The 24,885-nt window shown below is 74.0% G+C and carries 19 protein-coding genes, 1 tRNA gene and 1 riboswitch; of the genes, 13 read left to right on the top strand and 7 right to left on the bottom strand.

Translation table 11 applies throughout. The annotated features are described in order from the left end of the window. The first annotated feature begins 112 nt into the window (after positions 1-112). The 4 genes from ACFVGO_RS01610 (at position 113) to ACFVGO_RS01595 (ending at position 4,500) form a co-directional block, all read left to right on the top strand. On the top strand, positions 113-691 hold the full coding sequence (locus tag ACFVGO_RS01610) for an NAD(P)H-dependent oxidoreductase (RefSeq protein ID WP_359897776.1): 579 nt from the start codon (positions 113-115) through the stop codon (positions 689-691). A 284-nt stretch (positions 692-975) separates the two neighbouring features. Then, the gene (locus ACFVGO_RS01605; RefSeq protein WP_380351237.1) at positions 976-2,115 is read left to right on the top strand and encodes an LPXTG cell wall anchor domain-containing protein; all 1,140 of its coding nucleotides are present in this window, start codon (positions 976-978) and stop codon (positions 2,113-2,115) included. 265 nt (positions 2,116-2,380) lie between these two features. Next, the gene (locus tag ACFVGO_RS01600) at positions 2,381-3,628 is read left to right on the top strand and encodes a hypothetical protein (RefSeq protein WP_380630588.1); all 1,248 of its coding nucleotides are present in this window, start codon (positions 2,381-2,383) and stop codon (positions 3,626-3,628) included. An 86-nt stretch (positions 3,629-3,714) separates the two neighbouring features. Next, a complete protein-coding gene (locus tag ACFVGO_RS01595) occupies positions 3,715-4,500 on the top strand; it encodes a MerR family transcriptional regulator (RefSeq protein ID WP_359897779.1) in 786 nt (261 codons plus the stop codon). 103 nt (positions 4,501-4,603) lie between these two features. Here ACFVGO_RS01595 and ACFVGO_RS01590 read toward each other — a convergent pair whose 3' ends face one another. Continuing rightward, positions 4,604-5,713, bottom strand: a complete 1,110-nt coding sequence (locus tag ACFVGO_RS01590) for a helix-turn-helix domain-containing protein (protein ID WP_380630586.1) — start codon at positions 5,711-5,713, stop codon at positions 4,604-4,606. Positions 5,714-5,948: 235 nt separating this feature from the next. Between ACFVGO_RS01590 and ACFVGO_RS01585 the strand changes: the two genes are divergently transcribed. The 3 genes from ACFVGO_RS01585 to ACFVGO_RS01575 all read left to right on the top strand — a co-directional run bounded on the left by ACFVGO_RS01585 (position 5,949) and on the right by ACFVGO_RS01575 (position 9,552). Continuing rightward, positions 5,949-6,626: a SigE family RNA polymerase sigma factor gene (locus ACFVGO_RS01585; protein ID WP_359897781.1), complete on the top strand. Its 678-nt coding sequence runs from the start codon at positions 5,949-5,951 to the stop codon at positions 6,624-6,626. After that, positions 6,623-8,071 (top strand): hypothetical protein, encoded by a 1,449-nt coding sequence (locus tag ACFVGO_RS01580; protein WP_380630584.1) that lies wholly within the window; start codon positions 6,623-6,625, stop codon positions 8,069-8,071. The genes ACFVGO_RS01585 and ACFVGO_RS01580 overlap by 4 nt, the downstream gene beginning before the upstream one ends. Before the next feature lie 266 nt (positions 8,072-8,337). Beyond that, on the top strand, positions 8,338-9,552 hold the full coding sequence (locus tag ACFVGO_RS01575) for a hypothetical protein (RefSeq protein WP_359897783.1): 1,215 nt from the start codon (positions 8,338-8,340) through the stop codon (positions 9,550-9,552). A gap of 94 nt (positions 9,553-9,646) precedes the next feature. On the opposite strand, the gene ACFVGO_RS01570 is transcribed toward ACFVGO_RS01575, so the two are convergent. Continuing rightward, complete coding sequence (locus ACFVGO_RS01570) at positions 9,647-11,146, bottom strand: aminopeptidase P family protein (protein ID WP_380630582.1); 1,500 nt, start codon at positions 11,144-11,146, stop codon at positions 9,647-9,649. A gap of 126 nt (positions 11,147-11,272) precedes the next feature. After that, positions 11,273-12,724 carry a PP2C family protein-serine/threonine phosphatase gene (locus tag ACFVGO_RS01565; RefSeq protein WP_359897785.1) on the bottom strand — a complete coding sequence of 484 codons (1,452 nt, stop codon included), beginning with the start codon at positions 12,722-12,724 and terminating at the stop codon, positions 11,273-11,275. Positions 12,725-13,341: 617 nt separating this feature from the next. On the opposite strand from ACFVGO_RS01565, the gene ACFVGO_RS01560 reads away from it, so the two are divergent. Then, complete coding sequence (locus tag ACFVGO_RS01560; RefSeq protein ID WP_359897786.1) at positions 13,342-14,004, top strand: bifunctional DNA primase/polymerase; 663 nt, start codon at positions 13,342-13,344, stop codon at positions 14,002-14,004. Between the two features lie 323 nt (positions 14,005-14,327). Here ACFVGO_RS01560 and ACFVGO_RS01555 read toward each other — a convergent pair whose 3' ends face one another. The 4 genes from ACFVGO_RS01555 to ACFVGO_RS01540 all read right to left on the bottom strand — a co-directional run bounded on the left by ACFVGO_RS01555 (position 14,328) and on the right by ACFVGO_RS01540 (position 18,707). After that, a complete protein-coding gene (locus tag ACFVGO_RS01555) occupies positions 14,328-15,311 on the bottom strand; it encodes a DUF5926 family protein (protein WP_359897787.1) in 984 nt (327 codons plus the stop codon). 69 nt (positions 15,312-15,380) lie between these two features. Beyond that, positions 15,381-15,962: an ATP-binding protein gene (locus ACFVGO_RS01550; protein WP_380630580.1), complete on the bottom strand. Its 582-nt coding sequence runs from the start codon at positions 15,960-15,962 to the stop codon at positions 15,381-15,383. A gap of 360 nt (positions 15,963-16,322) precedes the next feature. Continuing rightward, the gene (locus ACFVGO_RS01545) at positions 16,323-17,147 is read right to left on the bottom strand and encodes a glycerophosphodiester phosphodiesterase family protein (RefSeq protein ID WP_359897789.1); all 825 of its coding nucleotides are present in this window, start codon (positions 17,145-17,147) and stop codon (positions 16,323-16,325) included. A 141-nt stretch (positions 17,148-17,288) separates the two neighbouring features. Continuing rightward, positions 17,289-18,707 carry a cytosine permease gene (locus ACFVGO_RS01540; protein WP_359897790.1) on the bottom strand — a complete coding sequence of 473 codons (1,419 nt, stop codon included), beginning with the start codon at positions 18,705-18,707 and terminating at the stop codon, positions 17,289-17,291. Continuing rightward, a riboswitch (TPP riboswitch) is annotated at positions 18,700-18,844 on the bottom strand. It overlaps the preceding gene by 8 nt. A 244-nt stretch (positions 18,845-19,088) precedes the next feature. Here ACFVGO_RS01540 and ACFVGO_RS01535 point away from each other — a divergent pair. From ACFVGO_RS01535 to ACFVGO_RS01515, 5 genes are all read left to right on the top strand, one after another. Then, entirely contained in the window at positions 19,089-20,945 is a 1,857-nt protein-coding gene (locus ACFVGO_RS01535) for a S1C family serine protease (protein ID WP_380351249.1), read from the top strand. Between the two features lie 63 nt (positions 20,946-21,008). Beyond that, positions 21,009-21,096: transfer RNA gene (locus ACFVGO_RS01530), tRNA-Ser, on the top strand. 163 nt (positions 21,097-21,259) lie between these two features. Beyond that, positions 21,260-22,087 (top strand): MerR family transcriptional regulator, encoded by an 828-nt coding sequence (locus ACFVGO_RS01525; RefSeq protein ID WP_359897792.1) that lies wholly within the window; start codon positions 21,260-21,262, stop codon positions 22,085-22,087. A 45-nt stretch (positions 22,088-22,132) separates the two neighbouring features. Next, a complete protein-coding gene (locus ACFVGO_RS01520) occupies positions 22,133-23,338 on the top strand; it encodes an MFS transporter (RefSeq protein WP_380630579.1) in 1,206 nt (401 codons plus the stop codon). A gap of 126 nt (positions 23,339-23,464) precedes the next feature. After that, entirely contained in the window at positions 23,465-24,829 is a 1,365-nt protein-coding gene (locus ACFVGO_RS01515; RefSeq protein WP_380351255.1) for an FAD-binding oxidoreductase, read from the top strand. Positions 24,830-24,885 lie beyond the last annotated feature (56 nt).

Raw genomic sequence — 24,885 nt, 5'->3', positions numbered from 1 at the left:
TGCTCCGCGCCCGGTGTCCCGCGCCCGCGGTTTGGCATGGGCGCGGAATAAACCGGCGTTCGGGGGCTGCTCACTCGTGCGTCCGCACCGTACGCACGACGGAGGAGTCCTGATGGCCGATCAGCCGTCCGGCGCCGAGGCGCCGCGCCGTTTCCTGTTCCTCGACGCCAGCGCGCGCGCCGACGGCAACTCGGCCCGGCTCGCCCGGCTGGCCGCAGGGTCGAGCCTGCCGGCCGGTGCCGAGCAGCGTTGGCTGCGCCTCGACGAGCACCCGCTGCCGCCCTTCCGGGACCTGCGGCACACCGGCGACGGCAGCTACCCCGAGCCGGCGGGCCACGAGCGGACGCTGCTGGACGCCACCCTGGCCGCCACCGACCTGGTCTTCGTCGCGCCGCTGTACTGGTACTCGCTGCCGACCAGCGCCAAGCTCTACCTCGACCACTGGTCGGCCTGGATGCGGGTGCCCGGGGTGAACCTCAAGGCCCGGCTGGGCGGCGGCACGCTCTGGGGCGTCACCGCGCTCGCCACCGGGGACGACAAGGCCGAGCCGCTGATCGGCACCCTCCGGCTGACCGCCGAGTACATGGGGATGCGCTGGGGCGGGGTGCTGCTCGGCAACGGCAGCCGCCCGGGCGAGGTGCTGGACGACGAGCGGGCGGTGATCGCGGCCAAGTCGTTCTTCGCGGACTGAACCCCGGGCCGGGGGCCGTGCGTTATCGCCCTTCGGGCGTGTACCCGTCACGCGGCGCCCCGGCGGTCGACCCGAGGCAAGGCGCAAAAGCCTTACGAGTGGCCAGAGTTGGATGATTCGGGCACTCAGTCCCCGGGTTCGATTCGCAGCGTGCCACCCGCCTTCCGGACCGGTCCGGTCGTTCGGTACTCTCCGTCGGACTTTCAGCTTCGCGGGGGGTACGTGGCGTCTGCGGCCGCCCCCTCGCGCCCCGGGCCTCGCCCGGACACTTCCGTGAGGTCTCCTTGTCCATACGTCGCAGTCTTGCCCTTGCCGGAGCCGTCGCGCTCGCGTCCTCGCTCGTCCTGGCCGGCGCCCAGGGCGCCATGGCCGTCGGTGCCACCGGCACCCCGTCCGCCGCCGCGCAGCAGGCCGACAAGGCGTCGCACGCGAGCCTCGACCTCTCGCTGAACGGCGTGCCCGGCACCTTCATCGCCGGCGGTGACGCCCGCGAGTTCACCTTCAAGGTCGACAACAGGACGAAGCACGACTTCGTCTTCATCCCGCTGCTCAAGTTCAAGAACAAGGCGGGCTCGCTCCAGGCGAAGGACCTCAAGGTCCAGTACCGGCTCCCCGGGGGCGAGTGGCAGACCGCCGTGGTCGCCCCCGACCAGAGCGGGGAGAAGAACGACTCCGTCCTGATGATGCTCGGCACCCTCGACGGGGCCGGCAACCCGGTCGCCGACGACCTGCTCGGGGTGAACCGCGGCAAGAACGTCCCGATCAAGGTCCGGGCGTCCTTCACCGACGGTGCCCCGCTCGGCCGGGCCGGCGTCGTCCCGGTCGTCTTCGCCGCCGAGCTCGACGACTCCAGCCACCAGCCGGTCGACAACGGCCACCTCAGCTGCGAAGGCGGCGTGGGCTTCGTCATCAAGGCGCACGGCGGCGGCAAGCCGTCCCCGACGCCCACCGCGTCGCAGACCGGCAAGCCCAGCCCCACCCCGACCCAGACGGGCAAGCCCAGCCCGACCGCGAGCAGCTCCTCGTCGGCCACCGCGACCGCCACGCCGACGGAGAAGCCCACCGAGAAGCCCACCGAGACGCCCACCGGCAAGCCGACCGAGAAGCCCACCGAGAAGCCGACCACCCCGGCCACCGGCGAGCCCTCCGGCTCGGCCACCGCCCCGGCCCCGGCCGAGAGCAGCGGCGACACCGCGGGCCCGATCGACTTCCCGGTCGTGCCCCCGGTCATCACCCCGCCGCCGCTGACCCCGGCCGCCGTCGACAAGGCCAAGGCTGCCGCGGACGGCAGCGACAAGGCCCTGGCCCAGACCGGTGGCGGTGACAACACCACCGCCATCGCGGCCGCCGGCGGCGCCGTCCTGGCGGCCGGTGTCGGCACCCTCGTGGTGCTGCGCCGCCGCAAGTCCGCCCAGCAGGGCTGACCCGGAACACACCGACGCCCGGGAGGGCCGGGCCGCGGCTGATGCCGGCCCGGCCCTCCCGGCGTTCCCGGGCGGTGTCCCCTCCCGGCCCGGCCCTCCCGGCGTTCCCGGGCACGCTCACTCCCGCCGTTCCGGGCGCGTCCCCGCAGCCCCCCCGCGCCGCCCGCACTTTCCTGTCGGACGGATCCGCGGGCGGCGCGGACGGTTCTCCTCCGTCACATAGGATGTCCGGCCGGAGGGGGGCGGAACGGCGGGGAGAGGACAGGTGCGGACAGCACGCACGGCACGGGCCACCACCGACTACGAGGCGGCGACCGGGCGGATCGCCGGGTTGCCGCTGCGCAGGCACCACGTCCTACTGGCCGCCTGGACGGTGCTCTGGTTCCTCCTGGTGGAGCCCAGCGGCGGCTTCTCCTGGCACTACCTGCGCCAGGGCGAGCAACTGCTCTTCAGCGATCAGCCCGACGGCGGCCTGTCGCTCTACGCCCGCCACCCGGAGCTCCAGATCGGCCCGGTGAGCCTGGCCGCGGACAAGCTCCCCGCCCCATTCGCACCACACACCGGCGAGCTGATCGCCGAGGCGGTGAGCGCCGGGCTGGGCCTGGTGATGCTGGTCGTGGTCGGCCGCACCGCCGCCCTGTACTACCTCGGCACCGGGATCAACCACCGGCGGCTCCAGCAGCGGCTGCTGATCGCCGGGCTGGCGTTCATCCCGATGTGGGTCGAGGTCTCGGTCCGCTTCGCGCACCTGGACGACGTCCTCGCGCTGTTCTTCACCACCCTCGCCGCGCACGCCCTGGCCCGCGGCAAACCCGTCCAGGTCGCGGTGCTCCTGGCGCTGGCGGTGGACTCCAAGCCCTGGGCGATCGCCTTCGCCCCGCTGATCCTGGCGCTGCCCCGGCCCGCCTGGCTGCGCACCGCGCTCTGGTTCTGCGCCCTGGTGGCGATCGCCTGGCTGCCGTTCTACCTGGGCAACCTGGACACCATGGCGGCCGCCAAGTTCACCATCCCGAACCAGCCCGCCTCCGCGCTGCGCTGGTTCGGGGTCACCGACCCGTCCACCCCCTGGTGGGACCGGCCGACCCAGTTCGCGCTCGGCATCGGGCTCGGCTGCGTCGCCGTTTGGCGCGGCCGCTGGCCGGCCGTGGTGCTGCTGGGCGCGGACGCCCGCGTCCTGCTCGACCCGAGCGTCTACACCTACTACACGGCCTCGATCCTGCTCGGCACCCTGCTCTGGGACGCGGTGGGGCAGAAGCGGCTCGTCCCGTGGTGGAGCTGGATCGCGCTGGTCGCGCTGTACGGCGGCACGCTGTTCCTCCCGTCGGACGCGGCCCGCGGCTTCGTCCGGCTCGCCTTCGTGGTGGTCTCCGCCGCGTACGTGCTGTTCTGGCCCGCGCAGCGGTCCCGCCGGCCGCGGTCCGGTGCGCCGGGCGACGGCGACGGCGAGGGCGGTGCCGTCGGCCACCGGGGCGGGCGACGGCGCGTGCGGGTGCCGGCCGGCGCCGGGGTCTGACGCGGGAGGGCCCGTCCCCGTTCACCGCTTGACCCTCACGCGACGTGAGAGCCGAGGGTGGTGGTCAGCACCAGGGAGGAACTCCGATGACCAGTGAGGGCTACTCGGTCGGCGCCGTGGCGAAGATCGCCAAGGTGACCGTCCGCACCCTGCACCACTACGACGGGATCGGTCTGCTGTCCCCGGCCGGCCGTACCCGGTCGGGCTACCGCCGGTACACGGACGCCGACCTCGACCGGCTGCAGCAGATCCTCTTCTACCGAGAACTCGGGTTCCCCCTGGAGGAGATCGCGGCGATCCTGGACGACGACTCGGTCAGCCCGACCGAACACCTCCGGCGGCAGCACCGACTGCTCACCGACCGGATCAGTCACCTCCAGGAACTCGCCTCAGCCGTCGAACACGCCATGGAGGCACGGAGAATGGGCATTCAGCTGACCCCGGAGGAGAAGTTCGAGATCTTCGGCGAGGACTACCAGGAGGACTGGGAGCAGGAGGCCGAGCAGCGCTGGGGCGACACCACGGCCTGGGCCGAGTCGCAGCGCCGCACCGGCGGCTACTCCAAGGCCGACTGGCAGCGGATCCAGGCCGAGATGACCGGGCTCAACGAGCGCCTGGCCGAGGCGCTCACCGCCGGCGAGCCCGCCGACGGCCCGGTGGCCGCGGACCTCGCCGAGGAGCACCGGCAGCACATCTGCCGGAACTTCTACGACTGCACGTACACCATCCACCGCGGCCTGGCCGGGCTGTACGTCTCCGACCCGCGCTGGACCGACACCTACGAGAAGATCGCGCCGGGCCTGGCCCAGTGGCTGCACGACGCCGTTCTCGCCAACGCCGACCGGCGCGAGGAGAAGCGCGCGGGGCAGTAGGCCGCGCGCCCGGGCCACCCCGCGCCCGAAGGAGCGCCCACCCCGCCCCGCGCCCGAAGGAGCGCCGGGCTCAGGCCGCCCCGCGCCCGAAGGAGCGCCGGGCTCAGGCCGCCCCGCGCCCGAAGGAGCGCCGGTAGGCGGTCGGGGAGGTGCGCATCACCCGGCCGAAGTGGTGGCGGAAGGTCGCGGCGCTCTCGAAGCCGACCGCCGCGGCGATCTCCTCCACCGACCCCTCCGGCGACTCCAGCAGCGCCAGACTGGCCGCGATGCGCTGGGTGACGACCCAGCGCATCGGGCTGGTCCCGTTGCGGGCGGTGAAGTGCCGCAGGTACGAGCGGTCCGACATCCGGGCTGCGCCGGCCAGTTGCGAGATGGTCAGCGGGGAGGCCAGGTGGTCCAGCGCCCATTGCATGCTGCGGGCGATCCCGTCGTCCTCCTCCTCGACCGGGCGGACCGCCGCCTCGATGAACTGGGACTGCCCGCCGTCCCGGTGCGGCGCCACCACGAAGCGCCGGGCCACCGCGTTGGCCACCTTGGCGCCGTGGTCCCGGCGGACCAGGTGCAGGCAGAGGTCGATGCCGGCCGCGCTGCCCGCGCTGGTCAGCACGTCGCCGTTGTCCACGTAGAGCACGTCCGGATCGACCCGCACCGCCGGGTAGCGCTGCTGGAGCAGCTCGGCGTACCGCCAGTGGGTGGTCGCCACCCGGCCGTCCAGCAGCCCGGCGGCGGCCAGGGCGAAGGCGCCCGAGCAGATCGACACGATCCGGGCGCCGCGCGCGTGCGCGGTGCGCAGCGCCTCGACCAGGGCGGGGGAGACGCCCCCGGCCGGGCGACCGGGAGATGCCCCCACGCCGCCGAACGCGTTCGGCACCCCGGGGACCACCACGGTGTCGGCCGCGGCCAGCTCGTCCAGCCCGTGCCGGGCGGTCAGCGTGAAGCCGCCCACCGCCTCCAGCGCCGTACCGGGCCGGTCGGCGCACACCTTCAGCCCGTACCAGGGCGTCGCCAGCAGGCCGGTCAGCTCGGGCCGCGCCAGCCCGAACACCTCGACCACCACGCCGAGTTCGAACGGTGCCATGCCCGGGAAGGCGTACACCGCGACGTCGTGCACGGGCTCCGGACGCCGGCCGATGGTGACGGCCACCGGCCGTGGCCCGACGGCGGCTTCGGCGACCGGGGCGCCGACCGGGCCGGAGACGTTCTGCTCGGCCATGCGAACCCCCTGCTCACGGGTGGCGGAATGCCGGTGAGTGTAGCCGTCCCGGTCCCTTCGGAATTTTCTTCGAACCCGACTGCAACCTTCACCTCCGTCACACGTCCTTTGGTACGGGGGCGGAGGGAACCCGGCAGAGGGCGGCTGGGATGATCCCCCCGATCACGATCTTGATCAGGTGGACCTGACGGAACGGCGGCCGCCGTCACCGTCCCGGGGGAAAGCGGAATCGCGAATGTCCATGGCCATCGGGCCGACCGCCGTGCAGGCAGGGGGGCGCGGCTTCTCCGTCCGCGGAGTGGTCGCCGCACTGTTCGGCGCACAGGAGGCCGGCGAGCCGCTCGCCGCCGTCGCCACCGAGCAGGAGGCGAAGCAGCGCCGTTCCGGGTTCCGGCTGCTGCGCGGCGGCCGGAAGCCCGCCGAGGACCGGCCCACCCTGACCGACCTCTACCACGCCCACCGGCTCGGTCTGGTCCGGATGGCGGTCCTGCTGGTCGACCACCAGGACCTGGCCGAGGACGTCGTGCAGGACGCCTTCACCCAGCTCTACCAGCGCTACGGCGAGGAGCTGGACGACCTCGACAACGCCCTCGGCTACCTGCGCACCTCGGTGGTCAACGGGGCCCGCTCGATGCTTCGCCGCCGCAAGACCGCCCGCGAGTACGTGCCGCCGCACGTGGCCGACGCCCCGTCCGCCGAGGACCACGCGGTGCTCAACGACGAGCACCGCCGGGTGCTGGTCGCCCTGCAGGAGTTGACTCCCCGCCAGCGTGAGGTGCTGGTGCTGCGCTACTGGTCCGACATGTCGGAGGCGCAGATTGCCGAGACCCTGGGACTGTCCCGGGGCGCCGTGAAGTCCACTGCCAGCCGCGCTCTGGACGCCTTGGAAAAGCACCTGGAGAAGGTTCGATGACCGACAAGCTCCCCCGCCGCATCGGCGGCGACGGCGACGGGCCGGCCGAGACACCGACGGAACGGCTGCTCCGCGAGGCGATGACGGCCCGGGCCTCCATGGTCACGGCGGCCGACCTGCGACCGGCCGCCCCCCCGAAGAACCGCATCCGCCGGCTGCGCCCGGTGTACGCCGTCACCGTGCCGCTCGGCCTGGCCGCCGCCATGGCGCTCGGTGTGCTCACCTTCCACGGCGAGCCGGTCGCCCAGGACCAGGTCCCGCCCCCGGCCGCCACCCTGACCGCCGCGCCGAGCCCGACGCCCGATCCGACCGGCGAGCCCAGCCCGACGGCCACCCCCACCGACCCGGGCACCTCCACCGGCGCTGCCGAGCCGGAGGTCCCGCTCGCCGACGGCATCGCCTCCTCCGCCCCGCCGGCTTCCAACACGCCGACCAGTGCGGCGAGTTCGTACACCTTCCGGGGCGTCAAGTTCAAGGTTCCGGCCGGCTGGAAGACCGTGCCGGTCTCGACCACTCGGGTCTGCGTCCTGAGCCCGGGCGCTCCGACCGACCCGCAGCAGGGCTGGGACGCGGCGAGGTGCGAGCCGTACGGCGTCCTGGTCGTGGTCTACAACAGCCCGGACGAGATCGGCGGCGGCGCCTGGCCGACGACGGACGACCTGGTCGCCGACAGCGGCTGGGGCCACCAGCCGAACTGCCCGATCTGGGGCCGGCCCTACTTCCCCGAGAACGGCTACTCCTCGATCGGCACCCCGGTGCGGACCAAGCCCACCGTGGCCGGCAGGACGATCGACAAGACCCAGTGGAACGTCACCTGCAAGCCCGGGGACACCTTCACCGCCCAGCTGTGGGGGATGGGTCTGGACCAGGTCTTCGTGGTGGCGAACGGGCTCAAGAGCGACTACCAGTCGGGCCTGACGGCGATCGTCAACAGCCTGGACGTGAGCGGCCACAAGTCGCCGTCCCTGACCCCGTCCGACAAGGGCGCGAAGGACATTGCGATCACGGTCGACGGCGGCATCGGCGCCGGACAGAAGGTGTCCACCAACGGCACCCCGGTGACCTTCACGGTGACGTACCGGAACACCGGCCTGAAGACCTACGACAAGCTCCAACCGCTGGTCTACACGAAGGAGTACACCGGGACGCCGCCGAGCGAGATGGTCATGATCAACAAGGGCAAGCTGGAGCGCCAGGACGCCGGCGTCTGGAAGGAGATCCCGCTCGGGATGGGCGGCGGCATGGACTACGCCATGGTGGGCCAGCAGGCCCAGTTCTCGCTCGCGCCGGGAGAGTCCAGGACGGTGACGTACCGGATGAGCCTCGACAAGCTGGACGGGCCCGGCACGATGCCGGTGTCCGTCCAGGCGATGCTGCCGTACGACGGCTCCGCGCCGCTGACCTCCCTGAAAGAGGTGATCGTCCCGGTGACGGTCGTGAAGTAGCCGTCCCACGCGGGCCGTCGAGGCGCCGTGACCAGAGTTCCCCCTGGTCACGGCGCCTTTCGGCGTTCCGGGCGAAGTCCGCGGAAAATTTCTTCGAACCGACCTGCAACCCCCCGGGGGGATGGACGTCTATCAGGGTGAGAGGCGGGGAGAGCGAGCCGGTGGAGCCGGGGGGCTCGGGCCGGCTCCTCGGGGCGCGACATCAGGCGCCCGCTCATCCGATCACCATCACCTTCATCACCACGTGTCCTTGGGGGGACTGTCACATGAACGCGTCCGTTATCGCCCGTATTGCGAAGATCGTCCCGCTGGCCGTCGTCGCCGCCGTCGGTGTCGCCGCCTGCGGCCCGACGAACGGCGGAGCGTCCGTCGCCGCCTCCGCTCCCGCCTCCACCCCGGCCGTCACCTCCTCGGCCACCCCCGGCGCGGGCGCCGTCCCGACCACCCCCGCCCCGGCCGCGCCGACCACCCCGGCCGCACCGACCACCGAGGCGGCTCCGCCCGCCGCCGCCCCCGCGGCACAGGCCCCCGCGGCCCCCGCCGGGACCAAGCCGGCCGCGAAGGCCCCGGCCAAGCCGGTCTCCGCCAAGCCGACGCCCGCCAAGCCCGCCGCCCCGAAGGGCACCCAGCCCGGCGGAAAGGGTGTCGGCATCACCTTCGGCGGCCTGAAGGAGGGCGGGCAGATCGAGCTGAACGACCTGGTGTCCTTCTCCGTGACCTGGAAGAACAACGACGCCACCGGTACCCGCAACGTGGCCCCGGTGGTGTCGACCCAGCTGTACGAGGGCGCGCCCTGCTCGATGATCGCGATGGCGGAGGGCACCCTGGAGCGCAAGGACGCCTCGGGCTGGAAGAAGCTGGACAACCTCAGCGCGGGCACCGGGATGGACTACGTGATCAACCGGAAGGACGGGGCCTTCACGCTCGCCGCCGGTGAGAGCCGGACCATCGAGTACCGGATGCGGCTGTCCTCGGCCAACCGTCCGGGCCGGATCACGATCGAGGCGGACGCCCCCGTGCCGAACTCCACGGACTACCACGACATGGCGAAGGCCGAGCTGAACGCCGTGGTCGTCGACCGCCACGCCCCGGAGGTGACCGGTGTGTCGGCGTCGAGCCTCAAGGTCGGTACGACCCCCGCCGAGTTCGGCTTCGTGGTCGCCGCGCCCGAGGGCACCGCGAACCTGCACCCCGTGGTGGGCCTGTCGAGCGCCAACTGGCTGACCCCGGACGACGTCACGCTGGAGGTGATGGCCGGCGGCGCCTGGAAGCCGGTCGAGGTGCGCGAGGACTGCAACGGTCTGACCGCGGTCGCCCCGACCGGGCTGGACGTCAACCGCCGGGGCGACTCGGTCGAGTACTCCTTCCGGATCACCATGAAGCAGGCCCCGCAGTTCGACGTGGACGTCCAGGTGGGTGCCGAGGCGAACGGCCACCAGGCCGCCCGCCGGCACGCCTTCGACCCCCGGGGCCGCCGGTAACGGACGCCCGCACCGAAGCCGAAGGGCCCGGCCTCCCACTGCTCGGGAGGCCGGGCCCTTCACCGTGACCTCGTCACGGCCGTCGTGCGGCGGCTCAGGCGAGCGAGGCCATCCAGGCCTCGACGTCCTCGGCGCCGCGGGGCAGGCCGGCCGAGAGGTTCTCGTTGCCGTCGGCGGTGACCAGGATGTCGTCCTCGATCCGGACGCCGATGCCGCGGTACTCCTCCGGCACGGTCAGGTCGTCCTGCTGGAAGTACAGGCCGGGCTCGACGGTCAGCACCATGCCGGGGACCAGCAGCGCGTCGACGTGCTCCTCGCGGCGCGAGTGGGCGCAGTCGTGGACGTCCAGGCCGAGCATGTGGCCGGTGCCGTGCAGGGTCCAGCGGCGCTGGAGGCCGAGCTCCAGGACCTTCTCCACGTCGTACACCGTGGCGTCCAGCAGGCCCCAGGCGAGCAGCCGCTCGGCCAGGACGCGCTGCGAGGCCTCGTGGAAGTCGCGGAACCGGGCGCCGGGCCGCACCGCGGCGATGCCGGCCTCCTGGGCGTCGTACACGGCGTCGTAGATCCGGCGCTGGAGCCCGGTGAAGCGGCCGTTGATCGGCAGGCTGCGGGTGACGTCGGCGGTGTAGAGGGTGCTGGTCTCCACGCCCGCGTCCAGCAGCAGCAGCTCGCCGGGGCGCACGTCGCCGTCGTTGCGCACCCAGTGCAGGGTGGTGGCGTGCGGGCCGGCCGCGGCGATGGTGCCGTAGCCGACGTCGTTGCCCTCGACCCGGGCGCGGCGCCAGAAGGTGCCCTCGATCCAGCGCTCCGAGGTGGCGACGGCCTGGCCCAGCTCGCGGACCACGTCGGTGAAGCCCTTGACGGTGGCGTCGCAGGCGGCGCGCAGCTCGCCGATCTCCCACGCGTCCTTGACCAGCCGCAGGCCGCTCAGGAACTCCTTGAGCCCGGCGTCCTTGTCCTCGTCCAGGGCGTCGGCGAGCGCGGCCTCCAGGCCGGCGTCGTAGCCGCGGACGATCCGGGTCGGCACGGCGGGGTCCGCGGCCTTCGCGGCCAGCTCCTCGGCGGCCTGGCGCACGTCGCGGGCGGGCAGGCCGAGCAGCTGCTCCTGCTCGCTCAGGCTGTGCCGGCGGCCGACCCACAGCTCGCCGTTGCCGTCCAGCCAGAACTCGCCGTTCTCGCGGTTCGAGCGGGGCAGCAGGTAGAGCACGAACGCGTGGCCGGCCTCGCCGGTCGGCTCGCCGACCAGCACCGCGTCCTCGGTCTGGTCACCGGTGAGGTGGACGTACTCGCTGGAGGCGCGGAACGCGTAGTCGGTGTCGTTGGAGCGGACCCGCAGGTTGCCGGCCGGGACGACCAGGCGCTCGCCGGGGAAGGCGGCGGAGAGCGCGGCGCGGCGCTCGGCCGCGTACGGGGCCTGGGCGACGGGGGAGAGGCCGTGCAGCTCGGTGTCGGCCCAGCCGGACTTCATCGAGGCGGCCAGCTCGTCGGAGATCTCGCCGTAGAGACCGTTCTTGCGGCCCTTGTGCTGCTCAGGCTCCTCGCCGCCCTCGGCCTCGGGGTTCTCGGCCACCGCGGGGGTACGGTCCTCGGTCACGTGCAACGCCTCCTTGGGGGGTGGTACCGCCGCCCCTCGGGGGAGGTGTCGGATCGCGACACGCGCGGGCGGCCGTGCGTCCATGGTACGGACGCCGGGCCGCCCGCCCCTTTCGGGTCCGAACCTTCACTCGAAGCGGGCCGCCAGCAGCATCAGGTCGTCGGTGGCGGTGCCCGCGGCCGGCGGGGCCGGGCAGACGGCCAGCAGGTGGGCGCAGAGCCGGTCCGGGTCGATCCGCACGTCGCGCGGGGCGTCGGCGGCGGCGCGGCGCAGGTTGGCCTGCCCGGCGTGCAGGGTCGGGCCGAAGCGGCGGGCCAGGCCCTCGGTGTAGAGCAGCAGGGTGTCGCCGCGCTCGGCGGTGAACTCGACCCCGGGGGCCTCCCAGCAGGCCAGCATGCCGAGCGGGGCGGAGAGCGAGGTCTCGACGAACTCGGCGCCGTGCCGGCCGACCAGGACCGGCGGGCAGTGCCCGGCGCCGGCCAGGGTGATCCGGCGCTCCTCGGGCTCGACCCAGGCGTAGACGGCGGTGGCGGAGCGGCTCGGCTCGGTGGTCTTGAGCAGCAGTTCCAGGTCCCCCAGGACGGAGACCGGGTCCTCGCCCTCCAGCACCGCGTACGCCCGCAGCGCGGCCCGGACCCGGCCCATCGCGGCGGCCGCGCCGGGGGCGGAGCCGGGGCCCGCGCCGGGGCCGTCGCCGGAGACGGAGCCGACGGTGAGGCCGATGGTGCCGTCCGGCAGCGGGATCGCGTCGTACCAGTCGCTGCCGGCGGAGCGCTCCAGCCCGGCGGGGACGAGCCGGGCGGCCAGCCGCAGTCCGGCGGCCTGGGGGAGGCGGTCCGGCAGTAGGCCGCGGCGCAGCGCCTCGGTGGTGCGCGAGATCCGGTCCGCCTCCAGCTGCTTGGCGAGCAGCGGGGCGGCGATCTCGCAGTAGTGGCGGGCCAGTTCGCGCTGGCATTCGGTCGGTTCGGCGGGCTCGTCGTAGAACCAGAGGGCGGCGGCGAGCGGGCCGTCCTCGGCGGTGGCGAGCGGCAGGCCGTAGGCGCCGCCGAGGCCGAGGTGGACGGCGAGTTCGCGCAGCCGGGCGCCGATGGCCGGGTCCTCGGCGAGGTCGCGGGAGTGCAGCCGGGCGGGCCGGTCCCGTTCGCGCAGCAGCCTGGCCAGCAGGCTCTGCTCGGTCGGGACGGTCTCCAGGGCGCCGAGGCTGGCGCGGTCGAGGCCGAAGCCGACCGGCTGTCCGGGGCCGCCGCCGGGCCGCCTGGTGACCAGCACGCCGCGCCGGGCGCCGAGCAGGGCGGCGCCGGAGGCGAGGACGGTGTCCAGGGTGGCGGCCAGGCCGCGGGTGCGGGCGAGCCGCTCGGTGTGCTCGTGCAGGCTGGTGATTTCGGACAGGCGTCCGGCCAAACGGTCCTGCACGGCGGCGGACGGCGCCGTGCGGGCGTCCGTCGTGCCGTCCAGGGCGTCGACGGGGCCGGGCAGGTCCGGCAGGTCGAGGACGGTGAGCCCGCCTGCGCAGCCGGGTTCGCCCGGCTCGGCGGTCGTCGTCGACGGGAGGGCCGTCGACGGGTGGGACTCGTTCATGCCGTCACTCCTGACGCGGTGCTACGTGCCATGCGAAACCCCCAGATACGGCCAATGTGGAGCGAGCACGGCCTTAGGGCGCGTTTCGCCTCGATTCGCTACTACTCGTCATTGATCGACAGCAATGCCACCACTTCTACACAGGCCATTCGGGGCATGTCCAGATCCAGGACGACGCGGTGGCCTGTTCCACATCCATCGCGACCCGGTCGGGGGGCGCGCGGGGTTGGTACGCGCGCCGGTCGGGCCGGGAGGCATGGAGCGGGCCGCGAACGGGCAGAACCGGGAGGACGGCCCGGGCGGCCGTCCGGATCGTATGTCCGTGCCGCCCGTGAGCCGGGCTGGCCGGAACTCTCTCACTCGTACGGTGGAACCAAGCGTGCCCGGGCGGCGTCCATCCGTCGCGTACGGGATTCTCGTTCCAAGGGCTGTGCCGGTACGCGGCCCTTTCATGTCGTGCTCCACACCCGCTCCACGTCGAAGCCGCGCCGCCCGCCCTGCCGCCCGCCCCGCGCCGCGCCGCCCGGGGACCGTGCCGCGGCGGGCCCGCACGGAGGATCCCGACGGACGCCGGCGGGGCGGAGCGAACCGAGCGGTCAGGGAAAGGAACGAGCGCCATGCGTGAGAATCCGAAGGACCGGTCGGAGGAGCGTTCCGCCCGGCTCGCCGCGGCCCTGGCGGCCGCCGTCGACCACCGCTGGCCCGTGGTGCCGGGCGCCGTGCTGCGCGACGGCCGGTGCTCCTGCGGCGACCTGGACTGCACCGTCCCCGGCGCGCACCCCCACGACCCCTCGCTGCTGGCCGCCACCACCGACGCCCGGATGGTGCGCTGGTGGTGGGAGCGGCAGAGCCCGGACGCGCCGGTGCTGGCCGCCACCGGCTCCACGGTCTCGGCGGTCAGCCTGCCCGCGGCGGCCGGCGCCCGGGCGCTGGTCTACCTGGGCGCGCTGCGGCTGCCGCTCGGACCGGTGCTGGCGATGCCGGGCCGCTACGCGCTGTTGGTGGCCCCGTACTCGCTGGACGTGCTCGGTGAGATGCTCGCCCAACTCCCTTGGGTGCCGGGCTCGTTGCGCTATCACGGGCCGGGTGGCTTCCTGGCGCTGCCGCCCGGCGGCGCGGCCGCGGGGGTCCCTCCGGCCGGAGGCCGGGGGAGGGTGCGCTGGGTGCTGGCACCGCGGCCGGGCGCCGGCGGCGGGGTCTGGCTGCCGCAGGTCGGGCCGCTGCTGGGGGAGTTGGTGGAGGCGGCGGTCCGATTGGACAGCGGACGTTCGGCCTACTGAGGACCGCGGGTGCCGGGCGGGGCGCCGGGGCCGTCCGCGGGGCGGGTCCGGGGCCTGTGCGCGGGGCGGGTCCGGGGCTTGTGAGAGGGCTCGCGCCGGGGCCTCCGCCGGGGCCTCCGTCGGGGCCTTCGCCGGGGCGTTCGCCGGGGCGTTCCGGAAAAACAAAAGATCCGGCCGCTGGCGACGGGGGATGCACCAGCGGCCGGACTCTTTAGACAGTAACAAGGATCTGCGCCCGCGCCAATTTCCAAGACGCCCTCCACGCCCGGAAATTGCGCGTTCACCGCGACAATGTGACGCGTATCACGCGGATCCTGCGCGCTTTAGTTCAGGGTGACCTGACGGTTCACCAGGTTCGCGCGGGCGCGCCGCTCCTCGGCGGTCAACGGGGTCCCGTCGGCGAGAACGGCGGCGAGCCGCTCGGCGAACTCGGCGGCCGGCTTCTCGCAGTCGGCGGCGGTCATCGCGAGCGGGAGGTCCCACACCGGGACGGTCAGGCCGTGCGCGCGGAACGAGCCCACCAGGCGGGTGTCCGCGCCGAGCGAGGCCTCGCCGGCCGCGTTCAGCCGGGCCAGCGCGTCCAGCAGCTGCTCCTCCGGCACGGTCATCACCCAGCGCAGGTGGTTCTTGTCCGGAGTGCCGCACCAGTAGGCGGAGTCCACGCCGGCGAGCTTCTCGGTCGGGATGGCCGAGGCGTTGGCGCGCTCCAGGGAGGCGGCGACCTCGCCGGTGGCGGCCTCGGCGTCCTCCAGCCAGAACTCGAAGCCGGTGTGCACGGTGGGCGTGAACGCGGCCCCGGCGTCCAGCAGGTCCTGCAGGCGGCGCCCGCCCGGGACGGTCCGGCGGGCCGGCACCGGGCTGCCCGGCTCGGTGGCCAGGGCCAGCTCAAGGGCGTCCGCGAGGTCGCGGCTGAGGTCGCCGGAGGCGGACTGGGTCTGCAGGCCGAGCAGGATCGAGCCGTCCTGGCGGCGCAGGGCCGGCCAGGCCAGCGGCAGCACGGTGGCCAGGGTCACCGACGGGACGTCACCGGTGGCGCCGTCCGCCACCCCGGCGGCCAGCGTCAGCGGCACCGTGGCGGCGGGCACCAGCTCGCGCAGCGCCACCCAGTCGGCCTCGCCCGACAGGCCCTCGAACGGGCGGTGCACCAGCTCCTGCACCGCGTGCGAGGCCTCCCGGCCGTGACACGCCTTGTACCGGCGGCCGGAGCCGCAGGGGCAGTCCTCGCGGGCCCCGACCACGGGGATCTCGCCCGTGACGGCGGTGGTGGACTGGCGCTGCGGCGCCTTCTTGGCGGCCTTCTTGCCCATGCTGCGGCTCTCCCGGAAACGGTGGTCCTGTGTTCCGGGAAGCCTAACGACACATTCCCCGCGCCCGGCTCACGCGCTACGGGCATCGCCCCCGGTGCGCCGGGCGTGCCGGGCCCGGGCGGGCAGCGCCGCCCAGACCGTGACCTCGCCGGGGGCGTCGCGCACGCCCCAGTCGCTGGCCAGCTGGTCGACGATGCTCAGGCCGCGGCCGCCGCGTGAGGTCAGCGAGGGACTCGCGGGCAGCGGCCGAGTGGTCGCCCCGCCGTCCGTGACCTCCAGGGTGAGCACCCCGTCGGCGTGCATCTGCCAGCGGACCAGCACGCCGCCGTCCGGCTCGTCCGAGCCCTCGGCGGACTCCCGGCCGCTCGGTGCGGGTGCGGCGCGCGTCCCGGACGGGACGCCGACCAGCACCTGCCCGAGCACCTCGGCCCGGCCGCTGCGGCCCAGGGCCGGCAGCGGGCCGAGCGGACGGGCGTATCGACAGGCGTTGCTCAACAGCTCGGAAAGGATCAGAACAGCATCATCGATGACCGGTTCCGGTATCTGCCGGTCACCCAGATCTCGACGCAGTCGGCGCCGTGCGACCCCGACACTCGCTGGGCCGTGCGGCACTGCCATGGTCGATGAAGTCGGCACTTCACGCGCCACCATCAACGCCACCCCCGGACCTCCTTCAGCGTATGCCGAGGGAGAGATGCCCCTTGGTAATGCGTCGGAAACGAGCACCGGACGATCCCGCGAGCCCATTTCGAGTGCGGCGACCGACGGTCGACATCAGGTCATTCCGTGCTCACCCTCTGTCGCCCGGATGCAAGAATTCCGGCAATTTCGCGCAAGGAAGGTTTGACTGCCGACCAGAGTGGTCGGACCGGAGTGGTCGGACCGGGGTGATCGGACCGGGGTGATCGGACCGGGAGGATCCGACCGGGCCGACCGGACGCAAGTGACCGGACGGGGCGACCGGTTCGGGGCGACCGGTCGGGCGGGTGCGGCCCCGGGCGCGCCGGCGGATCACCGGCCGAGCTGCGCCAGCACCTCCGCGGGCCGGTTGGTGATGATCGCGGACACCCCGAGCTCCAGGCAGAGCTCGACGTCGGCCGGCTCGTCCACCGTCCACACGTGCACCTCGTGCCCCAGCTCGCGCAGCCTGGTCACCAGCTGCGGGCGGGCCCGCACCAGCTCGATGCCCGGGCCGGCGATCCGCGCCCCGCCCGGCAGCGGCGAACCCTCGCGCAGCCGGCCGAGCAGCGGCAGGGTCCGCTCGAACAGGAACACCCGCCGGTACTGCGGCGCGGCGGCGGCCACCCGGTTCAGCGCGATCGAGGAGAAGCTCATGATCCGGGCGGACGGGCGGTCGCCGCCCCGGGTCGCGCCGATCCCGAACCGCTCCAGCGTCCGCAGCAGCTCGGTCTCCACCCGGCCGCGGAAACGCACCGGGTGCTTGGTCTCGATCGCCAGGTCCACCGGGCGGCCGCACTCCACCACCAGCTCCAGCAGCCGCTCCAGCCGCAGCACGCCGCGCAGCTCCGGGTCGACGCTGGGGCGGCCGGTCTTCCAGGCGCCGAAGTCGTAAGCCTCCAGCTCGGCGAGGGTCATCGCCGAGACGGTGCCCCGGCCGTTGGAGACCCGGCCGATCCGGCGGTCGTGCACGCAGACCAGCGCGCCGTCGGCGGTGACCCGGACATCGCACTCCAGCGCGTCGGCGCCCTCGTCGAGCGCGCGCCGGTAGGCCGCGAGGGTGTGCTCGGGCAGGGCGTGGGAGGAACCGCGGTGGGCGATCACCTGGACGGACGGCACGGTGCGCGCCGCCGGCGAGGACAGGTCTGGGCTGGTCACAGGCCCAACGATAGGCGGCACAGGTGAAGCGCGGACAAAGACGGCCCCAACCTGTGGGGCCGTCTTCCTTCCCGCGGGGCCGTCCCGGCCGGGCCCGCGGGGCCGGGCCGCCCCCGCTTCGCCCGGTGCGGGGCGGCCCGCTCAGTGCCGGTCGGCGCGGCGGGAGAGCGGGGTGAGCGCCCAGGTGACCAGGGCGGGCACCAGGAAGGCGAACAGCGAGGCGGAGGTCCACTCCTGCGGGGTGAAGTGCAGCGACTCCTGGGCCGAGGTCCAGAAGTCCGTCCACCAGCCGGCCACCTTGGTCGGCGCGATGAACTGGTAGACCGCGAAGCCCAGGGCCCACGGCAGCAGCATCGGCCAGCGGGACGGCGCGTCGGCGGAGAGGTTCCAGCCGCGCCGCCCGGCACCGAGGAAGTAGTCCACCACGAGCACCGCCAGCAGCGGCACGAACACCGAGCCGATCAGACCGAGGAAGCCGTAGTAGGTGTCGGTGAACTCGTCGATCCGCAGCGCCAGCACGGTGGTCAGCGCGCCGATCGCGCCGGAGAGCACCCGGCGGTCCACCTTCGGCAGCAGGTTCTGCACCGACATCGCCGTCGAGTACACGTTGGCGAAGGACTGGTCCGTCTCGCGCAGCACCAGCACCAGCAGGAACAGCCAGCCGGCCCAGACCCCGAGGAAGGAGTCGAAGATCCGGTTCGGATCGCCGTCCGACTGCAGCAGCGCCATCAGGCCGAGCACGTAGCACCAGACCTGGGCGATCGTGTAGCCGGAGAAGCTGCCCCAGAACGCCGAGCGCGGGGAGCGCGAGTGCCGGGTGTAGTCGGCGGCCAGCGGGACGAAGGAGACCGACACGGCGATCATCGCGTCGGTGGCGCCCAGGAAGCCGTGCCAGTTGCCCGCCCCCGGGTCCGGCACGCCCTGGCGGCCCAGCTGGACGGTGAAGTACACCATGGCCACCGCGACCGCCCCGGCCACGAAGCGGCGCAGCACCGCGATCGAGCCCAGCGGCCAGATGGTCAGCGCCGTGGTCAGCGCGCCCGCGAGCAGGACGAACAGCCAGCGGTAGCCGGTGGTGTGCGCGACGGTCTGCGCGCCCGCCGAGATGGTCAGCAGCTCGAACACGCCCCAGCCGATGCACTGCACGATGTTCAGCACCGTCGGCAGGTACGACAGCCGGGTGCCGAACAGCCCGCGCAGGTTCGCCATCGCGGGGGCGCCGGTGCGGGCCCCGATCAGCGAGGCCACGCCGAGCATCGCGGTGCCGACCGCCGTACCGACCGTGATCGCGGTCACCGCGGCGGCCAGCGACAGCTCGCTGCCGGGGGCGCCGAGCACGGTGGCGGCGGTGGAGAAGCCGATCAGGCTGACGCCCAGGTTCATCCAGAGCGCGAAGTGGTCCCGGAAGCGCAGCGTGCGCGGCGGCTCGGTGTCCAGCACCAGGGGCGCTTCGACGTGCTCGGGGCGCTCCAGGACGGCGGTCGCGCCCGCGGCGGAGGCGTCCGCACCGGGGGCGGGAACGTTCGCGCCCGAAGAAGAGGATGGCGAAGCAGGCGGCATGGCCGATACTCCCTACGCCGGCATTACCCGGACAGGTTCCGGCGGTCAGCGCCCCCTCGACCGTCCGTCACTCGTGTGGCGTACGGTCGACATGCGCACTCTCAGCCTGGTGGGTCCAAGCTCCCGCGTGTCAGTTTGGAGCGACAGGCTAACCGGCACGGGGGCGAACGCCCAAGGCCGAGGGTGCGCGGTCCGCATCGCGGGACGCCCGGCGGGGGAGGGGAGCCTCGGCCGTCGGTGCCGGCGTCGGTGCCGGTGCCGGGTGTCGGCGTCTGCGTCGGCTAAGGATTCTTATGAGTTCTTCAGAGGGGTCCTTACGGCAATCGAATCGACAGTGCGAAAAACTATGGTCCTTGGTTCTGCCAGCTATGGAGGTCGTCCGTGAGCACCGAGCGCGAGGTTGGGCCCACCGGGCCGCAGGGGGAGCAGCCCGCCGGGCCGGGGGCGGCCGAGTCCGCTTCCGAAGGCCCCGCTCAGGGCGGGCACCAGCCGACCATGGCCTTCCGGCGGGTGCCCGAGCCGGAGTCGGGCGCCGTCGAGGCCGCCCCCGTCGAGGCGGCACCGCCCGTCGACGCCGTCGCGGCCGAGGGTGTCCCGGCCGAGGGCGGGCACAAGCCCACCGTCGCCTTCACCAAGGTGCCCGCCCCGGAGGCCCCCGCGGCCCCCGCGGCGCCCGCCGCCGAGCAGCCGGCCGTCGACCCGGTCACCGGCTACATCGACGCGCCGCCGCCGGTCCTGCCGCCCGCCCCGCAGGCTCCGGCGGCCCCGCCCGCCGCGCCCGCCCAGGCCGCGGCCCCCGCCGCCCCGGCGCTGCCGCCGGCCGACAACCCGTACGCCACCCCGACCCACGGCGTCCCGGCGGCCGGCACGCACGAGGGCTACGGCGCCGCTCCGGCCGCCCCCGTCGCGCACGAGGGCTACGGCGCCGCCCCGGTCGCGCCCGCCGTCCCCGCCGCGCACGGCCACCACCCCTTCGGGGCCGGTCAGCCGCTCGGCGGCTGGGGCCCCACCCACGACTCCACCGCCGGTGGCGCGGGCTACCCCGGCGGCCCGGCGGGCCCGCTCGGCTACCCGGCGGACCACCCCGGCGGTCCGGTCGGCCCCGGCGGCCCGCGCAAGAAGCGCGGCGGCCTGGTCGCCCTGATCGCGGCCGTCGCGCTGGTCGCCGGTGTGGCCGGCGGCGTGCTCGGCGTGACCGTCACCGACAACACCGACCGCGGCAGCTCCGCGAACGACCACCGCAGCACCACCGTGCAGGCCAGCGACACCCAGAAGAACGAGCCCGCCCCCGGCTCGATCGCCGCCATCGCGCAGAAGGCGCTGCCCAGCGTCGTCACCATCAAGGCGCAGGGCAACGGCGAGTCGGGCACCGGCACCGGCTTCGTCTTCGACACCGAGGGCCACATCCTCACCAACAACCACGTGGTCGCGCCGACCCTCAACGGCGGCAAACTGACCGTCAAGTTCGCCGACGGCAGCTCCTACAGCGCCTCGGTGCTGGGCCACGCCGAGGGCTACGACGTCGCCGTGGTCAAGATCGACAACCCGCCGAAGAGCAAGCTGACCCCGCTGCCGCTGGCCGACTCCGACAAGGTCAACGTCGGTGACGCCACCGTCGCGATCGGTGCGCCGTACGGCCTGGAGTCCACCGTCACCAGCGGCATCATCAGCGCCAAGGACCGCCCGGTGGCCTCCGGCGACGACACCGGCTCGCAGGCCTCGTACATGAACGCCCTGCAGACCGACGCCTCGATCAACCCCGGCAACTCCGGCGGCCCGCTGCTCGATTCCGGCGGCGCGGTGATCGGCATCAACTCGGCGATCCAGTCCAACGCCTCCGCCAACGGCCGGGCCGGCAGCATCGGCCTGGGCTTCGCCATCCCGATCAACCAGGCCAAGTGGGTCGCGGACACCCTGATCAAGACCGGCAAGCCGGTCTACGCCAAGCTCGACGTGCTGCGCAACGACGACTACAAGGGCGACGGCGCGCAGATCCAGACCAAGGACATCCAGGGCCAGCCGGCCGTCACCCCCGGCGGCGCGGCCGACAAGGCCGGCCTCAAGCCGGGCGACGTCATCACCAAGCTCGGCGGCGTGCCGATCGACAACGGCCCGGCCCTGGTCAGCCGGATCTGGACGCACAAGCCCGGCGAGACCGTCGACGTCGAGTACACCCGCAACGGCCAGACCTTCAACACCAAGGTCACCCTCGGTCAGCGCGAGGGCGACCAGTCGTGACCCCCGCCCGCACCGAAACGTGTGCGCCGAACCCCGCCGGACCCGTTAGGCTGACCTCCGCCTGGAGAGCTGCCCGAGCGGCCTAAGGGAACAGTCTTGAAAACTGTCGTGCGGTGACCCCGTACCGTGGGTTCGAATCCCACGCTCTCCGCCGGTAGGAGAACCACCTGCTCAGGGCGGGTGCCGAGTTCGCTCGGCACCCGCCCTCGGTGTTTCCCGGGCGGTCGCGGGCGCCGGCCTCGGAACCGTCGTGGAACGGATGCGGGCGGCCGGGTTGACCCTGACACGGTGGCAGGGGATGGAGTGGGCGCATCATGTTGAACATCGGAGACTTCGCCAGCCACGGCCGGGTGTCGGTACGGATGCTGCGCCACTACGACGCGATCGGGCTGCTGCGGCCCGCCCGGGTGGACCCGGTCAGCGGGTACCGCTCCTACGAGGCGTCCCAACTCGCCCGGCTCAACCGGGTGATCGCGCTCAAGGAGCTCGGCTTCACCCTGCAGCAGGTGCGCGCCGTGCTGGACGAGCAGGTGGACGCGGCCGAACTGCGCGGCATGCTGCGGCTGCGGCGGGCCCAGCTCGCCGAGGCGATCGCCGCCGACGAGCTGCGGCTGGCCCGGGTGGAGGCGAGGCTCCGGACGATCGAGAGCGAGGGGACCATGTCCGCACACGATGTCGTGGTGAAGCGGGTGCCGTCCGTCCGGGTGGCCCAACTGGCCGGTGCGGCCGCGAGTTACGAGCCGGAGGACATCGGCCCGGTGATCGGGCCGCTGTTCGCCGAACTGTGCCGGAGGCTGGCCGCGGCCGGGGTCGAGGCGGCCGGCCCGTCCGTCGCCCGCTACCAGGACGCGCCGGAGGGCGACGGCTCGGTGCTGGTCCTGGTGGCCGTCCCGGTGGGCCCGTCGGTGCGGCCGGGTGAGCACGACTTCGAGGTGCTCGACCTGCCGCCGATCGAGGAGGCGGCGACGATCGTGCACCGCGGCCCGATGGACGACGTGCTGGGCACCGGCCAGGAACTGGCCCGCTTCATCGAGGAGAACGGCTACCGCTCGGCCGGCTACGCCCGGGAGCTGTACCTGGAGTGCCCGGAGGACCGGGCCGGGTGGGTCACCGAGCTGCAGGAGCCGGTGGTCCGGCGGTAGCCGCGCTTGCCCTCGACCGGGTCGAGGGCCCTAGCGTCGCCCGGCATGACCACTGCCACTGTCGCTCCGCGGGCCGCGCTGCCGCGGAGGTACCTGCTCTGGCTGGCCGGTGTCCAGGCCGGACTGCTGGGTGACGCCGCGCTGTACTTCGCCCTCGGCTGGGCCGCCTCCGCGCACGGCGGCGGCGCGGCCGGGCTGGTCCTGACGGCGATCACGGTGCCGCGCACCGCGCTGGTCCTGCTGGGCGGCGCGGTCGCGGACCGCTTCGGCGCCCGTCGGGTGATGCTCGCCGGGGACACGGTGATGCTGGTCGCGACCGGTGCGCTGGCCCTGGTGGCGGCCTCCCGGGGGACGCCGCTGTGGCTGCTGGTCGCGGCGGCGGCCGTGATCGGGACGGTCGACGCCTTTTACCTCCCGGCCGGCGGTTCGATGCCCCGCCGGCTGGTGCCCGCGGACCGGCTGCCCCGGGCGCTCGCCCTGCGGCAGGCCGGCGGGCAGAGCGCCGTCCTGCTCGGCGCACCGCTGGGCGGCCTGCTGGTCGCGGCCGGCGGGCTGTCCGGCGCGGCGCTGGCGGACGCGGCGAGTTTCGGGGTCGTGCTGCTGGTCCTGCTGCGGGTGCGGCCCCCGGAGGACGGGCCGTCCGGTCCGCGGGCCGGACTGTTCCGCGAGGCGGCGTCCGGCGTCCGGCTCGCCGTGGCCGACCCACTGCTGCGGGCCGCCCTGCTGCTCACCGGCGCGGCGGCCGGGGCGCTGCTGCCGGTGGTGTCACTGCTCGGTCCGCTGCTCGCCCGGACACACGGCTGGGCGGCCGGGACGGCGGGACTGGTGGGCGGCGGCCAGGCGGCCGGGGTGCTGGCGGTGGCCGGCCTGATCGCCCGGCGGGGCACCTTGCCCCGGGCGGGGGTGGGGGCGGCGGCCGGGCTCTGCGCGGCCTCGGTGGGGATCGCGCTGCTGGCGTCGGCCGCGGGGCCGGTGGCGGCGGTGGCCGGCAGCGCGGTGGCGGGCCTCGGCTCGGGGCTGTTCGCCTGCCACCTCGGCCCGCTCGTGCTGACCGGCGCGCCGCCGACCCATCTCTCCCGGGTCCAGGCACTGCTGACGCTCGTGCAGAGCCTGGCACTGGTGCTCTCGAACTCCCTGCTGGGCCTGCTCGCGGACGCGGCGGGCGCGGCCCTGCCCACCCTGCTCTGCGCCCTGGCCACCGCCGCCGCCGGGCTCACCGCCCTGGCCACCCCGGCCCTCCGCCGGGCCTGAGCCACTCCGCGTCCCCCCGTTCGTTCGCCTCCTGTTCCCCAACCGCCCCGCGGCCCACTTGCCCGGCCCCGGTCGTCCGGGCAGAGTGCGGAGGTGGAGGCGGGCGGGCGGCGAGTGGAGGCGGCGATGAGTGATCTGACGGACCGACTGGCGCAGGGCCTCCCGGCGGAGGCCGTCGTGGTGGACCCGGACGTGACCGCCGCGTACCGCCACGACATGGCGGGCTTCTGCGCGGCCGGGCAGCCCGCGGTGGTGGTGTTCCCGGAGACGGTCGAGCAGGTGCAGCACGTGCTGCGCACCGCGACCGAGTTGCGCGTGCCGGTGGTGCCGCAGGGGGCCCGGACCGGGCTGTCGGGTGCGGCGAACGCGGTGGACGGCTGCGTCGTGCTGTCGCTGGTGAAGCTGAACCGGATCCTGGAGATCGACCCGGTGAACCGGATCGCGGTGGTCGAGCCCGGTGTGGTGAACGCCGAACTCTCCCGTGCTGTCGAGGAGTTGGGGCTCTCGTATCCGCCGGACCCGTCCAGCTGGGAGTCCTGCACGATCGGCGGCAACATCGGTACCGGGGCGGGCGGGCTCTGCTGCGTGAAGTACGGCGTCACCAGCGAGTACGTGCTCGGGCTGGACGTGGTGCTGGCGGACGGGCGGCTGCTGTCCACCGGGCGCCGGACGGCGAAGGGCGTGGCCGGGTACGACCTGACCAGGCTGTTCGTCGGCTCGGAGGGGACGCTCGGTGTGGTGGTCCGGGCGGTTCTGTCGCTGCGGCCGGCGCCCGCTCCGCAGTTGGCCCTGGCGGCGGAGTTCCCGAGTGCGGACGCGGCCGGGGCGGCGGTCTGCGAGGTGATGGCGCGCGGGCTGACCCCGTCGCTGATGGAGCTGATGGACGCGGTCTCGGTGCGGGCCGTCAACGAGTTGGGTCGGATGGGCCTGCCGGAGTCCACCCGGGCGCTGCTGCTGGTGGCCTTCGACGGGCCGGACCGGGTGGCCGAGCTGGCGCGGGTCGCGGAGCTGTGCCGGGAGTCCGGGGCGACGGAGGTGGTGCCGGCCGAGGACCAGGCGGAGTCCGATCTGCTGCTGGCCGCCCGGCGGATGGCGTTGCCCGCGCTGGACCGGCTGGGCACCACGATGATCGACGACGTGGCCGTGCCGCGTTCCCGGCTGGCGGAGATGCTGAACGGTGTCGCGGCGATCGCCGAGCGGCACGGGCTGACCATCGGGGTGGTCAGTCATGCGGGGGACGGCAACACCCACCCGATCGTCATCTTCGACGCCTCGGACGAGGAGCAGACGGCCCGTGCCCAGCGCTCCTTCGACGAGATCATGGCGCTCGGGCTGGAGCTGGGCGGCACGATCACCGGGGAGCACGGGGTGGGGCTGCTGAAACGGGACTGGCTGGCCCGTGAGCTGGGCCCGGTGGCGCTGGACCTGCAGCGGCAGCTGAAGGCGGTCTTCGATCCGCTGGGAATTCTGAATCCCGGCAAGATGATCTGATTTCCACTGAGTCATCTCGTCGGATCGGACGGGGCCTTCACTCCTGCCGCCCCGGT

It is taken from the genome of Kitasatospora sp. NPDC057738 (assembly GCF_042798815.1).
Classification (GTDB): Bacteria; Actinomycetota; Actinomycetes; order Streptomycetales; family Streptomycetaceae; genus Kitasatospora; species Kitasatospora lactacystinica.
Note: the sequence above shows the minus strand (reverse complement) of the source record. Positions and strands in the feature narration are given on the sequence as shown.